The organism is Lysinibacillus sp. FSL K6-1151 (assembly GCF_038630755.1).
Taxonomy (GTDB): domain Bacteria; phylum Bacillota; class Bacilli; order Bacillales_A; family Planococcaceae; genus Lysinibacillus; species Lysinibacillus fusiformis_D.
On record NZ_CP152040.1, the window covers coordinates 3,937,641 to 3,953,560 of the forward strand.

General features: G+C 36.9%; 17 protein-coding genes. 8 read left to right on the plus strand and 9 right to left on the minus strand.

Features of this window, described 5'->3' with window-relative positions:
- Nucleotides 1-190: 190 nt before the first annotated feature.
- Together MHI04_RS19080 and MHI04_RS19085 are read right to left on the minus strand one after the other, a co-directional pair.
- Nucleotides 191-826 carry a hypothetical protein gene (locus MHI04_RS19080; RefSeq protein ID WP_036122261.1) on the minus strand — a complete coding sequence of 212 codons (636 nt, stop codon included), beginning with the start codon at nt 824-826 and terminating at the stop codon, nt 191-193.
- Between the two features lie 237 nt (nt 827-1,063).
- Nucleotides 1,064-2,248 carry an MFS transporter gene (locus tag MHI04_RS19085; RefSeq protein ID WP_036123066.1) on the minus strand — a complete coding sequence of 395 codons (1,185 nt, stop codon included), beginning with the start codon at nt 2,246-2,248 and terminating at the stop codon, nt 1,064-1,066.
- Between the two features lie 370 nt (nt 2,249-2,618).
- On the opposite strand from MHI04_RS19085, the gene MHI04_RS19090 reads away from it, so the two are divergent.
- The gene (locus MHI04_RS19090) at nt 2,619-2,804 is read left to right on the plus strand and encodes an SE1561 family protein (protein WP_036123069.1); all 186 of its coding nucleotides are present in this window, start codon (nt 2,619-2,621) and stop codon (nt 2,802-2,804) included.
- A gap of 43 nt (nt 2,805-2,847) precedes the next feature.
- Here MHI04_RS19090 and MHI04_RS19095 read toward each other — a convergent pair whose 3' ends face one another.
- Nucleotides 2,848-3,648 (minus strand): YwqG family protein, encoded by an 801-nt coding sequence (locus tag MHI04_RS19095; RefSeq protein ID WP_036123072.1) that lies wholly within the window; start codon nt 3,646-3,648, stop codon nt 2,848-2,850.
- Between the two features lie 189 nt (nt 3,649-3,837).
- On the opposite strand from MHI04_RS19095, the gene MHI04_RS19100 reads away from it, so the two are divergent.
- Nucleotides 3,838-5,376, plus strand: coding sequence for a fumarate hydratase (locus MHI04_RS19100; RefSeq protein ID WP_036123075.1), 1,539 nt, complete (start codon nt 3,838-3,840; stop codon nt 5,374-5,376).
- Between the two features lie 285 nt (nt 5,377-5,661).
- A complete protein-coding gene (locus MHI04_RS19105) occupies nt 5,662-7,566 on the plus strand; it encodes a heavy metal translocating P-type ATPase (protein ID WP_342535104.1) in 1,905 nt (634 codons plus the stop codon).
- Nucleotides 7,567-7,628: 62 nt separating this feature from the next.
- On the opposite strand, the gene MHI04_RS19110 is transcribed toward MHI04_RS19105, so the two are convergent.
- Both MHI04_RS19110 and MHI04_RS19115 read right to left on the minus strand, forming a co-directional pair.
- Nucleotides 7,629-8,546, minus strand: coding sequence for a YihY/virulence factor BrkB family protein (locus MHI04_RS19110; protein ID WP_342535105.1), 918 nt, complete (start codon nt 8,544-8,546; stop codon nt 7,629-7,631).
- A 22-nt stretch (nt 8,547-8,568) separates the two neighbouring features.
- Nucleotides 8,569-8,895 (minus strand): hypothetical protein, encoded by a 327-nt coding sequence (locus MHI04_RS19115; protein WP_058843701.1) that lies wholly within the window; start codon nt 8,893-8,895, stop codon nt 8,569-8,571.
- A 178-nt stretch (nt 8,896-9,073) separates the two neighbouring features.
- Between MHI04_RS19115 and MHI04_RS19120 the strand changes: the two genes are divergently transcribed.
- On the plus strand, nt 9,074-9,295 hold the full coding sequence (locus MHI04_RS19120) for a DUF1128 domain-containing protein (protein ID WP_036123318.1): 222 nt from the start codon (nt 9,074-9,076) through the stop codon (nt 9,293-9,295).
- A gap of 54 nt (nt 9,296-9,349) precedes the next feature.
- Here the strand turns inward: MHI04_RS19120 and motB are convergent, their stop codons facing one another.
- Nucleotides 9,350-10,114, minus strand: coding sequence for a flagellar motor protein MotB (motB, locus tag MHI04_RS19125; RefSeq protein ID WP_036123321.1), 765 nt, complete (start codon nt 10,112-10,114; stop codon nt 9,350-9,352).
- Nucleotides 10,098-10,901 carry a flagellar motor stator protein MotA gene (motA, locus tag MHI04_RS19130; protein WP_036123322.1) on the minus strand — a complete coding sequence of 268 codons (804 nt, stop codon included), beginning with the start codon at nt 10,899-10,901 and terminating at the stop codon, nt 10,098-10,100. Before motA ends, motB begins: the two co-directional genes overlap by 17 nt.
- 191 nt (nt 10,902-11,092) lie before the next feature.
- Between motA and MHI04_RS19135 the strand changes: the two genes are divergently transcribed.
- The 3 genes from MHI04_RS19135 to MHI04_RS19145 all read left to right on the plus strand — a co-directional run bounded on the left by MHI04_RS19135 (nt 11,093) and on the right by MHI04_RS19145 (nt 13,349).
- Nucleotides 11,093-12,334 (plus strand): aminopeptidase, encoded by a 1,242-nt coding sequence (locus MHI04_RS19135; RefSeq protein ID WP_036123325.1) that lies wholly within the window; start codon nt 11,093-11,095, stop codon nt 12,332-12,334.
- 140 nt (nt 12,335-12,474) lie between these two features.
- Complete coding sequence (locus MHI04_RS19140; RefSeq protein ID WP_255358791.1) at nt 12,475-12,609, plus strand: hypothetical protein; 135 nt, start codon at nt 12,475-12,477, stop codon at nt 12,607-12,609.
- Nucleotides 12,610-12,788: 179 nt separating this feature from the next.
- Nucleotides 12,789-13,349: a carbonic anhydrase gene (locus tag MHI04_RS19145; RefSeq protein ID WP_036123327.1), complete on the plus strand. Its 561-nt coding sequence runs from the start codon at nt 12,789-12,791 to the stop codon at nt 13,347-13,349.
- A 53-nt stretch (nt 13,350-13,402) separates the two neighbouring features.
- Here MHI04_RS19145 and MHI04_RS19150 read toward each other — a convergent pair whose 3' ends face one another.
- On the minus strand, nt 13,403-13,990 hold the full coding sequence (locus MHI04_RS19150; protein ID WP_051891670.1) for a GNAT family protein: 588 nt from the start codon (nt 13,988-13,990) through the stop codon (nt 13,403-13,405).
- A gap of 166 nt (nt 13,991-14,156) precedes the next feature.
- Nucleotides 14,157-14,981 (minus strand): polyphosphate kinase, encoded by an 825-nt coding sequence (locus tag MHI04_RS19155; RefSeq protein ID WP_036123330.1) that lies wholly within the window; start codon nt 14,979-14,981, stop codon nt 14,157-14,159.
- 198 nt (nt 14,982-15,179) lie between these two features.
- On the opposite strand from MHI04_RS19155, the gene MHI04_RS19160 reads away from it, so the two are divergent.
- Complete coding sequence (locus MHI04_RS19160; RefSeq protein ID WP_036123333.1) at nt 15,180-15,893, plus strand: hypothetical protein; 714 nt, start codon at nt 15,180-15,182, stop codon at nt 15,891-15,893.
- Nucleotides 15,894-15,920: the final 27 nt, after the last annotated feature.

A 15,920-nucleotide genomic window follows, 5' to 3' on the forward strand; every position in this document is an offset into this window, starting at 1 on the left:
TTAGCTTTTATCAAAAGAACTTTGACACGTAAGTTTTGATCTTTCACCTTTAACCTTTAAACCTTCATATCAGTTTAGTTGAAAGTTTCCTTTGAGTAAGACATGTTTTACGTTTTAACTCGCACACATGCCTTTAAGCGCGAGCGACTTTTCGTTTTCCATTTTCGCTAGACCATGCCTATTTGTTTCGTTAAGCTTCCACTTCAATAAATGTCGTAGCATTTGATTCCGATAGGACAGCATCAACCTCTGATTCAAATTCTTCAATACGAGTGCTCAATGACTCAATTTGTTTTTTGACATTTAAAGGATCAATGATTTCATACTCATTTCTCTTCATAAATGTTTCAGTATGTAATTTGACTTCATCTGGAGACTGTTTATCTTTATTACCTAATATGTTAATTAAATAGGTTTCCAGTTTTGCAGGTAATGCATCATTTTCTTTGGCAACGGTATTAATGGTTGAACGATATTGATGCTGCATGATTTCTAGCAAATTCTTTTCATATTGAATAGATTGTTTCCGTTCGATTGCCTCTGCTACAGTCATTTCTTCCTTACCAACTATCACCTTTGTGCTAGCGTTAGACTGTACAACTAGAGCTTTTATTTTATTTCGATAGCTAATCAAGCCTACCACCTTATCATAGGACGCTTGCATTTGCTTTTCATATTCTTGAATGTCTACACCATTCATTTTACGATTACTTTTTCGATTAGCTACTACTGCACTAACCTCATTCGTCGCTGTCTCAATTCGTAGGTTCAGCATCTTTAATTCTGTTAAGGCACGATGAATAGATAGTTTTTTCATTTCAGTCATGATAAAACCTCCTTCTTAAGCAAGTGTTCTTTCATTATAAAGAGAAAGATGTATAAAGTCCAAAATTACCCATTTTATTTTTTATTGCTTTCATAAGAACATGCCTGTATAATACATTTCTAGGTGCCAAACCTATGTAACTTGGACGGAACATCCTTGTTACGCAAAAAAACGCCATAACAGCACGGATTTGCTGGGCGTTTTTTGTTTTTGAGCGGGAGATGAGCCCCGCTCTTTTTATTTTGCCATTAATGTTTGTTTATGCTTTTGGCGTCCAAATACAAGTAGCACCATAGCAACAGCTAGCAACAACATTGCTACAAGTAAAAGGAAGCTATAATTTTTTACATATTCTATATAAACGCCACCTAAAAAAGGCCCTGTTAAACTACCAATACTTAAAGCAATTCCACAAAGTAAATTTCCTGTAGGCAGTAACTCTTTTGGTGTTAGATCAGCCATGTATGTAATCCCTAAAGAAAACATGGAGCCAACTAAAGTGCCTGTTAAGAAAAATGCTATAGCCACAGCTAATTGAGAGTGCTCTAAAAAGCTGGCGATTGCAAAAAGCATAGCGCCTCCAAACGAGCCTACCATCAAGATATTCCGTCTTCCTACTTTATCCCCTAATGCACCAAGTGGTACTTGTGTTAAAATCCCACCAAATGTAAAGACAGATAGAATAATAGGGATCATACCTACTTCGTAGCCTTTGCGTAAAGCATAAACTGGGAATAAAGCATTTAATGAAGACTCAAGGAATCCATAAACGAAAGGTCCTAAAAACGCCATCCATCCAAATAAAATAGCCATTTTGTAGCGTTGCCATCCTCTTGCATTTAAGTCGCCCGTTAGTCGCTCTGGTTTTTCATTTTGTAAGAAAAATACAAAAGACCATGCAAACAAGCACATGATGGATGATATGATAAACGGTAACGCTTCAGCAATCTCAATCAGCTTCACCATAAGTGGCCCTACGGCAAAGCCTATACTAAATGACAAGCCATAGATGGCCATTCCTTTTCCCAAACTTTTATGATCTGCTGTGCTTGTAATCCATGTTTGGGTCGCATAATGCAAGGCATGGTCCCCTACTCCAATGAGCAAACGAAGGACAAACCAGAAGGTCACACTTTTCCAGAAGGGAAATGCTAGCAAAGATGCAAAAACAAGTGCTCCTCCAACTAAAATAATTGGTTTGTAGCCCCATTTTCGTAAAGGCTGCTCGATAAATGGTGAGATTAATAGTGTTCCTATGTATAAGCCTGTTGCATTCAAGCCATTCAACGCCGAGGATACGCCATCCCGTTCAAATATGATCGAAATAAGCGGTAACAGCATCCCTTGTGAAAAGCCTGATATGGATACAATTAATACTAAAATGGTAAATCGTTTTTTGCTGTAATCTGAGAAGTATGTCATCTTTTCCTCCAATATCGTCATTCTTCCAAAGAACAGCATATCAAAAAGCCTTAGCGCTCACCACATGTGATTTTACGCTAAGGCCTAACTAATCCTTATATTCATTTAATTGTATAAACACGAAATTCGGCTTTTGATTATTACCGGATACTTGTTTAAACTCCCTCCTTTTCGAGTTAGCTTTGCAATGATACTTTTTCCAATCAGCTCCTTTACTTTATCTTAAAACAACTTTAACATACAACCTCAATATTGTAAATATTCTGCCTATTGATTTTTAAAATTAATCTCTTAGTCCTAGGTGTTTACCTAAACATTGAAATTTAAGCCCAAATCAGCTACGATAAAAGGGATGAAATGAGGTGTACGAATGTCAAAGCCAATCACTGATAAAAAACAGCAAGTAACCTACTTAAAAGAGCGTCTTGAAATTTTTTTAGAAGTATTAGATGCCCTTGATCCCGAAACTGCTGAATTAGAGGATATCGATCGCTTAATTCAAATGATGGATGATTTAGAAGATAAAATGGAGCAGTTTAATGCTCGTGAACAATAATGAGTCAAAAACAAGCGAGCACATTATGCGCTCGCTTGTTTTTTTAGTGGCAGTCCCAATTATAAAGTACCTTGCTAAAATCTTTATTGTTTAGCTCTTCTGCTGTAATGAAGAAGTTGCCGACACCACAATCGCCCCAAAGGATATCATCACCTACACTATCAATCTGTAATAACATGATTGTAGAGTCCGTATAATCACCGTATGCTCGTGGATCTTCCTGTGTAAAGTACGGATACCCACCTATTTTATGTCCATCACCAGTCAAAGCATCATAGAAAGCATCTTCTAATGTATCATCATCCTCTATTGATGTTAAGATACTAGCGTACATGTCATTACTTCTAAAATCATCAATGGACAATGGTTCAAAGCCTGCTTGAAAGGATAGTGCCATTTCACGCTCTACAGGAAAATACATCTCCTCATCCACTAATTTGACAAATGAAAAATCTTGAACGAGCTTTGTTTCATCATGCACGATCGATTCATGGAAGATAACACGAAATCCTTCTTGATTTTGTCCATTATCAAAATCCATTCCTAATACATCGTCATAACCATCAATATAAAACTGTAATATTCCCTCTTCTGGAAAATTCGCTAGATGCTTTGGTACTTCTGTAAAATTAATTTGAGCTAATAGCTTCAAAGGTTGTCCATTGTTATTTGTTGGATATTCCATCGACAGTGGAAAATAGGGATCCCCTGCAAACTTACTTTGAAATAAAGATGTTTTGCTTACCTTCGTATCAACCAATACAACAGGCTTCATTGTTTCTTCTATTAATGGTCTATATTTTTCAAATTCTTCCGGTAATTCAAGTAAAGTTTTAGCAGCCATTCAAATTCCTCCTAAATGTGGATTCACTTCTATTTTAGAACAAACGTTCTATTAAATCAACCCCTTCTCAAAATACTATGAAAACAAGCTTTAATTTAGGGCTCTCAGATAAGGACTCTTTTTTTCATTAGTTGAAAAGAGTATAATGTAACGTGGAAATAATCAATTTTTCTATGGGGGGCAATACCAATGAATCTACAAACTTTGGAGAAAAGTCTTTATGATTTAATTACTGAAACATCTACGAATTTACCTAAGGATGTACGTCGTGCTATTAAAAAAGCAAAAGAAGCTGAGAATGCTGGTACACGTGCTGCAATGAGCTTAGACACAATTGCAAATAATATTATTATGGCAGAAGATAATGTGTCACCAATTTGTCAGGATACAGGGCTACCAACTTTCAAAATTTATACACCTGTTGGCGTAAACCAATTAGAAATTAAAGCTGCAATCAAAAAAGCAATCAATGATACAACAGCAGATGCTAAATTACGTCCAAACGCGGTAGATTCTTTAACTGGTGCAAACAGTGGGAATAACCTTGGTGATGGTTTACCAGTTATGAAATTCGAACAATGGGAAAAGGATTACATTACAATTAAATTAATTCTAAAAGGCGGCGGCTGTGAAAATAAAAACATTCAGTACAGCTTACCATGCGAATTAGAAGGTCTTGGTCGTGCAGGTCGTGACTTAGACGGTATTCGTAAATGTATTTTACACTCTGTCTACCAAGCACAAGGTCAGGGCTGTTCAGCTGGTTTCATCGGTGTAGGCATTGGTGGAGATCGTTCTTCTGGCTACGATTTAGCAAAAGAACAATTATTCCGCCATGTTGAAGATACAAACCCAAATTCAGATCTTGCAAAATTAGAAGAGTATGTTGTCAAAACAGCTAATACATTTGGTATTGGTACAATGGGCTTCGGTGGTGAAGCAACATTACTAGGCTGTAAAATTGGAGTGATGCACCGTATCCCTGCTTCCTTCTATGTATCTGTAGCTTATAACTGCTGGGCTTACCGTCGTATGGCTGTGGACATCGATCCACAAACAGGTGAAATTATGAATTGGCACTACCAAGAAGGTGAAAAAATCACGTTCAAAGAAGATGAAGTAGCTGCTACAACAGAAGATACAACTACAAATCTAGTAGAGCTTACTGCACCAATTACGGAAGAACAAATTCGCTCACTAAAAGTGGGAGATGTCGTTTCTATTACTGGTCGTATGTATACTGGCCGTGACGCTATCCACCACCATTTAATGAGCCACGATGCACCAGTGGACTTAAATGGACAAGTTATTTATCACTGCGGACCTGTAATGGCAAAAGATGAGGAAGGCCACTGGACAGTAAAAGCAGCTGGACCAACTACTTCTATTCGTGAGGAGCCTTACCAAGGTGATATCATGAAAAAATTCGGTATCCGTGCTGTGATTGGTAAAGGTGGAATGGGACCAAAAACATTAAAAGCTCTAAATGAACATGGTGGCGTTTACTTAAATGCAATCGGTGGAGCAGCCCAATACTATGCAGACTGCATTAAAGGTGTTGACGGCGTTGATTTAATGGAATTTGGTATTCCTGAAGCTATGTGGCACTTAAATGTAGAAAACTTTACAGCAGTTGTAACAATGGACTCACATGGTAACTCTCTACATGCAGATGTCGATAAATCATCATTAGATAAACTTGCTTTGCATGCAGAAAGAGTTTTCTAATTAAATAAACGGTAGTAGTCATCCATTTGATTGCACCATTTTGTAAGGCACAGAATATTCCTAGTGAATAGACTGTGCTTTTTTTATTTAAAATCCCCTATCATCATCACCCTATGGTCAAAGTAAATATCCTTCAAACTTCCTACTTTATTTTTATAAATTCCTTTGTTATAATAATTCTAAATAAAAGAGATGGTAATTGAAATCCATTTCCAATTAAAAACTTTAATAAATATTAATTTATAAAGGTTTTGATATTGATTTTCATTATCAGGAGGGATATAGATGGAATACTCTAATCGAGAAAATATAAATTTAATTGAGAAAACAAAAGAACATGCTGAATTGATCGCTGCATTGATGGCGGGCATTTTCATCTTACTTGCATGGCGTTTAGACACGAGCGGACAAACAACTGCTTCAGTTCTACTATATTTAATTGCATTTTTTGTAGGTGGATTCGCAAAAGCAAAAGAGGGCATTGAAGAAACGATTGAAGATCGAAAATTAAATGTAGAGCTATTGATGGTATTAGCCGCCATTGGTTCTGCAGCAATCGGCTATTGGACAGAGGGAGCTATTCTTATTTTCATTTTCGCAGTAAGTGGTGCACTTGAAACATATGCAATGAATAAAAGTCATCGTGAAATATCAGCACTTATGAATTTACAGCCAGAAGAAGCTTGGTTAGTGCGTGGCGAATTTGAACCTATGAAAGTGTCCGTGTCCACGTTAAATATCGGCGATCATTTATTGATAAAACCAGGTGAACGCATTCCAGCAGACGGTATTATTTTCAAAGGACAGTCTTCTATTGATGAATCGGCTATTAGTGGAGAGCCGATTCCTGTCTCAAAAATCGAAGGTGACGAAGTATTTGCAGGCACAGTAAATTTAAATGGTGCTATTACGATGGAAATGACCAAAGCAAATTCAGAAACACTTTTCCAAAAAATTATACAACTTGTCCAAAGTGCGCAAAGTGAAAAATCTCCCTCACAACAATTCATCGAAAAATTTGAGGGGTCTTATGTAAAATTTGTGTTATTAGGTGTTGCCTTAATGATGTTCCTTCCCCACTTTTTACTCGGCTGGGATTGGACAACGACATTTTACCGAGCAATGGTGTTATTGGTGGTTGCATCCCCTTGTGCACTCGTAGCATCAATTATGCCTGCAACACTAGCAGCCATCTCAAATGGTGCAAAAAATGGTGTGCTTTTTAAAGGTGGCTTACATTTAGAGCATCTCAGTGTTTTACGTGCTTTAGCTGTCGATAAAACAGGTACTTTAACACAGGGGAAACCAGTTGTTACAGACTTTATTGTCCGAGAAGGCGTAGATCGTAATCTAGCTTTAGCAAAGCTTGCAGGGATTGAATCGCAATCCAATCACCCACTAGCTCAAGCCATTACCACATACGCTAAAGCAGAAGGAATTAACACATTACCACAGGCAACAATCGAGGATATTCCTGGTTGGGGTATAAAAGGGACGATCCACAATGAGGAGTATCAAGTAGGGAAACCTGAGTTTGTTGGTACTCAGCTTGCCAATGACTTTGCAAATAGTGCAGCTACAAAACTTGCCGCAGAAGGGAAAACAGTTATTTTTATTCGGGATCAGCATGGTATTGTTGCCTTAACAGCTCTAAAAGATACTGTACGCAGCGAAGCTAAAAAGGCTGTAGCTCTATTAAAAGATCTCGGTATTCAAGTAGTAATGCTCACAGGTGACAATGAAAAAACAGCCAAAGTCATTGCAAAGGAAGCTGGCGTTACCGAATATGTAGCAGAATGTCTACCTGAAACAAAAGTTACTGAAATGAAACGCCTACTTACACAACATCAATTTGTTGGAATGGTCGGCGACGGTATTAACGATGCCCCTGCATTAGCTACGGCAACTACTGGCATTGCGATGGGTGAAGGAACAGACGTTGCATTAGAAACAGCGGATGTTGTGTTAATGAAAAATGATTTATCCAAAATTGCTTATGCTGTGCGCTTATCTCGTAAAATGCAGCGTATTGTAAAACAAAATATCTTCTTCTCTATCGGTGTTATTGTTTTATTAATCGCCTCTAACTTTTTACAAGTAGTCGACCTACCTTTAGGTGTAATCGGACATGAAGGTAGTACAATTCTAGTTATTTTAAACGGTTTACGCATGCTCAATAAAAATATCTAATGACAAAGCCTCGCCTTTCTCATAAAGAAAAGCGAGGCTCATTTTGTTTTATTGTTATTTCCTTACTCATGAAGTTCTTTTTGTAGTGCCCTTTTTTGCATGGTAGCATTTAATACCCCACCAAAGATGATAATAATCCCCGTAAAGTATAACCAGAGCATTAAAATAATGACACCACCGATACTACCATATGTAGCAGAATAATTTGCAAAATTATTAATATAGAAAGAGAAACCATATGTGACTGCTAACCAGGCAAGTGTCGCAAACATCGCCCCTGGCCATACACCCATTATTTTTAAACGCGGGCTTGTATTTGGAACGACCCAGTAGATTCCCATTAAAACGATAAAAATAAGTAAAGGTGGTATTGACCATCTTAATTTGTGCCAAATAGATTCAAATTGCTCCTCAATTCCAACGATTGAAAATAGGAAATGCCCTATTTGCTGACCAAAAACTGGTAGTAAGAGAGCGACAGCCATCACAATTACAAGAGCGATTGTAAAAACCAGTGACAACCCTCTATCCAATATGCCAGCTCTCCCCTCTGTATCATAGGCTTTATTTAAAGCTCGAATAAGCGCATTAATACCTTTCGATGCAGACCAAATTGTACCGAGAACCCCGATGGACAATAAACTACTATTTCGATTTGTTAAAATCTCATTCAGCGTATTTTCAATCAGCTTATACACTTCATCTGGTAAGATATTCACTAAAAATGAATAGACCTGTGTCATTTCTAAATTTAGATACGGTAATAGCGTCACTAAGAAAATAAGTAAGGGGAAGAACGATAGTAAAAAGAAATAAGCCAATTGTGCAGCAAGCGCAGATATTTCAACTCGCTTTAGCCGACTTATTAAATCTTGAACAAAGCCTTTGGATGTCATCACGTCAATCGATTCCTCCTCAGGAGAGACAAACGACTTTACGAACCCAAAAGCATTTTGCATTGTTGCTTTTTTTCCTTCCATATAATTCCTCCTAAAGCTTCCTTTACTCTTTTTCAGGTAAAGTAAAGGCTGATTTCGTGTCCTCAATCATCCCTTGTATTGTGGAAGGTAATTCTTTAAATTCATCAACCTTCTCAGCAATCGTGTTAACATTATCAGACACGCTTTCACAAAGCACTTTTGCTGCCAGCACTTTTTCCTCCACTAGCACCTGTAGTTCTTCACGATTTGATGCATAATATGTGATGGCTTCCTTCATTTTTTTAGTTGTAGCAATTGTTGTTTCACGCGTTGTACGATCGAGCATACTTAATGCAGCACCAACTGCTGCTCCTGCTACGATTGAAGCTAATAATTTACTCTGACCCATATTTATAACCCCCTGCTTGTGTATTTGCATATTCCCTATTATTTCATAAATAAACAGCTTCCTGCACTTATTCTACCCAATAACAGTCTATTTTTAAAGCAATGCTCAAATACGGAGTTGACATTTTTTTTATTCAATGAAATGATATGTGCGAGGATTATGAAAGGTAGGGTAAAAAATGGATTTATCAGTTCCGTCTAAGGAAAACGTAGTGTATATGGTGGATCAAATGAAGGACAAGCTACGCATGGTGAATGTTGATGCAATGAAATCAGAACATTTCGATGAAGCTAATTATGAAGATTTAGTGTATTTATATGAGATGGTGATGAAAAGAGAAACATTTAGCCCAAGTGAAATGCAAGCGATTGTTGCTGAATTGGGGTCTTTACGTAAGTAAAGTAAATAAAAGCTATTAGCATGTGACGATTGGTCAGCCGCTAATAGCTTTTTATTATTGTGTATTTTTTGCTTCTGAACCATCTTCGGTAACCAATGGCTGAATAAGCACTTCTACACGTCGGTTCTGTGCACGACCTTCTGCTGTATCGTTTGGAGCAATCGCTCGGTTTTCACCATAGCCTTTCGCACTAAAGTTCTCAGACTTTAATTGTGAATTACTATCTAATAATACCATGTAAAAATTAGACGCACGCATTAATGATAACTCCAAGTTTGATGAGAAGTTAGGGCCAGCTGGCACATTATCTGTATGACCTGTAATAACAATATTACGAGGTGGATTAGACACTAATACATCCGCAAGCTCTTTTGCAATTGGAATATATTCTGGTTTAATCGTTGCTTTACCAGGATCAAATAAAATACTATCACGGATAGTTACAAGCAATCCCTCATCTGTCATTTCAGTTGCAAATTGACCTTCCATCTCATTAACTGCAATAAAGTTGTCCACACTATCTTTAATAGCTGCTAGCTCTTGTTGATCCTTTAAATAGGCCGAATTTTGCTGTGGCGTTTGGTCGCTATCTGCATTCGGGCTTGGTACTGGTGCAGGCTGCTCTAGAAAGCTTGTTCCACCGTCAAATACTTGACTAAATACCGCCGACATTCTCTCTAACTTTTCTTGATCAACTGAACTTGAGGCAAATAAAATAATAAACACAGCTAAGAGCAAAGTTAAAATATCTGCGTATGGAACTAACCAAGATTCATCAATATGTTCATCATGCTTTTTTTTCTTAGCTTTCTTTGCCAAGGCCACCCGCCCCGCTTTCACCAGAAATTTGACGACGTTCTTCCATCGTTAAGTATGATGATAGTTTCTGTTCAATTACACGTGGAGCCTCCCCTTCTAATACTGAAAGGATACCCTCAATCATCATTCTCTTTTGTTTTACTTCTAAAGCAGACTTACGCTTTAACTTGTTCGCAAATGGGTGCCATAAAACATAACCTGTAAAGATACCGAGTAATGTAGCCATGAAAGCAGCCGAAATAGCATGTCCAAGCTTTTCGATATCGTTCATATCAGCCAATGCGGCGATTAACCCTACTACTGCACCAAGAACCCCTAAAGTTGGTGCATATGTACCTGCTTGCGTAAAAATAGCAGACCCACTAGCATGACGCTCTTCCATTGCTTCCACTTCTTCCGTTAGTACATCACGGATGTAGTCAGCATTTTGACCATCAATTGCTAATGTAAGACCATTTTTTAAAAATGGATCTTCAATTTCAGAAGCCTTGCTTTCAAGTGCTAATAGTCCTTCACGACGAGCTAAGTCAGCCCATTGTGAAAACATTTTAATAATTTCTATATCATTCGCTAATTTCGTTTCTTTAAAAAGAATTTTAAATAGCTTCGGTACGCGCTTTAACTCTTGCATTGGAAAGGCAATTGTTACTGCTGAAATAGTACCAAAAATGATAATTAGAATGGCTGCAGGGTTATAAAATGCACTTAAGCTTACACCCTTCATCACCATCCCCGTTAATAGTGCTACTAAGGCAAGTATTAACCCTATAATCGACGATTTATCCATCCTAGAACCTCCAAATCTACTATTACTGTTATTTTCGTCTGTTTTTCCATATTTTAAATATATATATTCCTAGTATAAATGTATTTCACTTATTTTTCGATGTAATTAATGCTTTTTATTCACATTTCGACCATTTTTGATTATATTGAATTAAGAATATTACACTAAACTGTCTTATATCGAAAGGGGATATGAATTTGTTATTATCATTTAACACAAAATTACTAAAATATGCCGAATTAGCTGTGAAAGTAGGAGTAAATATCCAAAAAGGTCAGTATCTTTATATAAGCTGTTCGACTGATAACCTAAAATTGGCGCAAATAATTACCAAAATAGCTTATAAAAATGGTGCAAAACAGGTATTTGTCGATTTATCGGATGACGAGCTTGTACGTGCTCGTTATGAGGGAGCACCAAAAGACTCATTTGATTTCTTCCCGCCATGGAAAGTGCAAGAGCGTGAATGGTTGGTTGAACACGGAGCCGCTTTCTTAAGCATTAGCTCACAAAATCCAGATTTACTAAAAGGTATAGAGCGTGACAGAATCATGGCCTTCCAAAAAGCATCTGGTAAAGCATTAGCAAACTATTATCAATCGCTACAGTCTGATAAATTTAGTTGGTCAGTTATCGCTGCTCCATCTAAAGCCTGGGCAGCAAAAGTATTCCCTCACTTACAAGAGGAACAACAAATGGATGCATTATGGGAAGCCATCTTTGCAGCGACACGTATTGACGTTGAACATTCTATAGAAGCTTGGCATGCTCACGATCAGGAATTACATAGCAAAGCTGATTATTTAAATGGGAAGCAATATAAGTCGCTCCACTATACTGCTCCAGGCACTGACCTAACTATTGAGTTACCTACACATCATGTGTGGACAGGTGGCAGTAGTATTAATACACAGGGCCAAGCATTTATGGCCAATATGCCTACAGAAGAAATTTTTACAGCCCCTTTAAAAACAGGTGTTAATGGGTATGTTTCCAGTACTAAGCCATTAAGCTACGGAGGCAATATTATCGATCATTTCACTTTAACATTTAAGGATGGTCGTATCATTGACGTGAAGGCAGAGCAAGGACAAGAAATTTTAGCTTCCCTTATTGAAACAGATGGGGGTGCTCATTATCTTGGTGAAATAGCATTAGTTCCACATCAATCACCTATTTCACAATCTAATTTATTATTTTACAATACATTATTCGATGAAAATGCCTCGAATCATTTAGCCATTGGCAGTGCCTACGCATTTTGCATTGAGGGTGGTAAAGAAATGACTTCTGAGGAATTAAGTGCACATGGTCTTAACCAAAGCTTGACACATGTAGACTTTATGATTGGATCGGATAAGATGAATATAGATGGAATTACTCATGATGATCAAATAGACCCAATATTCCGCGATGGAAATTGGGCAATCTAAATAATCCATTCCTACTAATAGTATTCTAGGCTAAGTATGTTAAGGTTGTCATAAATTATCCTTAGATTTTCCTAGTAACCTATTGTATAATTGTTTTAGGGAAGTTTAGTAGATCATTTAAGTAGAGAGGAGCTCTAATAATGTTCATTACAACTGTTCTTGGCTTTTCAGCAGTTTTATTAATTTCAACGGGATTCTTCATCCACTACCTACAAGTTGGTTTAGATAGCAAGTCTTCAGTAACTGTAGATCCAAAGCCAAACGAAGAATATTAATGTATAAAAAAACAGCTACTGCAATGGTAGCTGTTTTTTTATCACTTACAAGTTATTTTCATCTATTAAAGCGTAGGAAACTGCTTCTTTATTGTAAAAATTATCTGAAAAAAGTCTTTATTGTTTGCATATTGAACGTTTTGCTCTAAAATATTTTTGTAAGGAAGGGAGCAATATTCATGACAATGTTACAAGATATTTTAGAGTTTAATAAAGAGTTTGTACAAGAAAAGAAATATGAACCATTCATCACTACAAAATATCCTGATAAACGTATTGTTGTTTTATCTTGTATGGATACTCGTCTTGTAGAGCTTTTACCAAAAGCTATGAATTTGCGGAATGGCGATGTAAAAATAGTGAAAAGTGCTGGCGCATTAGTGAGCCATCCTTTCGGTGCAGTTATGCGTAGTTTATTAGTGGCTGTCTATGGCCTACAAGCTGATGAAGTGTATGTCGTTGGACATTATGACTGCGGAATGAGTGCAGTTGACCCTGATGCTATGCTTAGTGAAATGGTGACAAGGGGTATTGATCCAGAAACAATCAAAATGTTGGAATATTCCGGTTTTGATTTAAAAGAATTTTTACGTGGTTTCGGTGACGTAGCAACAAGTGTTAAGAAAAGTGTCGATACGATTCGTAATCACCCATTAATGGTGAAAGACGTTCCTGTTCATGGTTTAATCATTGATCCGAATACAGGTCATCTTGATTTAATTGAAGACGGTAGCAAATAATAGCTAATAAAAAACAAGTGCCCATCTCTCGTGAAGGATAGGCACTTGTTTTTCTATTCATCCTCTAAACGCGCATACATATAGTGATCTACCCATCGGCCATTAATATACAGTAGCCTCCTTAGCAGACCCTCTTGTTGAAATCCAGCCTTCTCTAATACGCGCATAGAGGGGTTATTTTGTGTAGAGACATATGCCTCTACACGGTGTAAACCAATTTGATCGAATGCGAATCTCACCACCATATTTACAGCCTCTGTGACGATTCCCTTGCCTACATAGATTTCATCCATCGCATAGCCAACAAATGCACTTGAGTACGGTAAGCGTTTTACAGCATAAAGTGCAATATGCCCTATTAGATTATTTGTTCCATGCTCAAAAATACCAAAAGTAAATTCTCGTTTTGACTCCATTAAATAGAGACTCTCTTGAATTTTTTTATATTGAGCATCAACTGTATAATATTCAGGTTTTTGTAGTGGCTCGTATACAGACCAAAAGTATTTATTGCGGCTTACGAGACCCGATAAACTTCGTGCATCTTTTTCTTGGAATGTGCGGATGTAGCATTTTTCCCCCTTTATCGTTACCACATTCCCACCCTTTTTTCTTAATAAATTCCAAATTTTAAGCACCATTTCTCCACACTAGCCTTCCAATAAATATCAGTACATTTCTCATTCTCTGTTCACATTGGCTACAATCTAATGATTGTAAACCCTAGTTTTATTTCATTGTATGTAAAAAAAGATGCTGCTACAACTAAAACAGCTCATGTCTTATTGTTACAGCAGCACCATTTTATTATTTTGTTTTTTGTTCTTGCTTTTTCTCATTTATTATTTCTAAACTGGATGAATCAGCATCCTCTAGCTGTCCATTAGCTAATACATTTGTTAGATGAAGACCACGTTTTTGAGCCTCACGTTCAATATGTGCAATTGTTTCTTGAAGCACCTGAACACGCGCATGTTTTTTATCGTCTCCAGCAACTAAAATCCATGGAGCATCCTTTTTATCTGTCTTGTCAAACATTGCATTCGCCGCTTCAATATATTGTGGTGATTTTTCTCGATTCCGCCAATCCTCGTCTGTTAGCTTCCAAGATTTATAAGGGTTTTCTTCACGTTCTTTAAAGCGTTTTAATTGCTCTTCATCTGAAACATGTAGCCAGAACTTAATAATTATGTAATCTCCCGCAGTTAAAATTTTCTCGAAATTATTAATTTCTTCATACGCACGAGACCATTCATCCTTTGTTGCAAAGCCTTCGATACGCTCTACTAGTACACGTCCATACCATGAGCGGTCGAAAATAGCGATTTGTCCATGCTGCGGTAATTTTCTCCAGAATCTTTGTAAATAGTTATAGCGTAATTCATGTGGCTGTGGAGCTGAGATAGGGTGTACCACATAACCGCGCGGATCTACACGTTCAATCAATCGTTTGATTGCGCCACCTTTGCCAGCAGCATCCATTCCTTCAAATACTAAGATTAAACCTATTTTGTTTTTTAGTAAAAACTGCTGTGCATTTAACATTTCATATTGGAGTACTTTTAATTTCTTTTTATACATCTTTTTATCTAGTTCAATGGATAGGTCTAGGTTTTTCAAATTTTGTGCCATGAAACTTCACTCCTTTTGGTTGGATATTCTTATTGTACTAAAGAAATATATGGATGCCTATTGAGATGGTAAATTGTAGATATTACGAGCAAAACAACACGATACATTGTTGAAAGTTTCCGTTATAATAAAAATAGTGACAGTACTATACTTATTTGTCTTTTCCCTATAAAATCTAACACGAAGGGAGAGGAAAACATGCCTCGGTTTATCTTGATGACAATTTCTTATCTTGTCTCACTCATCCTAACCTTTTCATCCTTTTTCGTGAATATCAACGGTCAATCTATGCTAGAAATCGCTAATCGCTTTTCTGTAGTATTTGCACCAGTTAGTGTAAGTCATGTAATTTGGATTCTTATTTATTTTTTACTCGGTTATTGGTTAGTTATGAATATCAAAAAGACAACTATGAAACAGTCTGCGCTTTTTAGCTGCATAAATATATTGCAAGCATTGATGATATACGTATGGCATCATGAGTTATTTATTGTTTCACTTGGCATTACATTACTCTTAGTCTTGTATTTATTTATGTTGTATAATACGTACCCTCTTCATGACAAAGCAATGTCGGGTCGTATTCCTTTCTCCATTTATTTTGCATGGATGACATTTATTTTTATTACGAATATCAGTTTTACGTTAACGGCTTATGGTTGGAACGGCTTTGGTCTTAGTACGCCTCTTTGGGCAGTAATTTTGCTGACATTAGGTGGAGCACTTGCGCTACATATCCGTTTCCATCACTTTGATATTTTGTTTCCTAGTGTTTTTATTTGGGCTTATATAGGAATCGCCTTACATAATGGTTTTGATGAGCTACTTGTCACTACCGCCGCCTTCTTTTTATGTGGTGTTCTCTTTGTTGGTATTTTATTTATTAAAAAAAATCCTGCCTACCAAAAATAAATTGGTAAGCAGGATTTTTCATTTCAT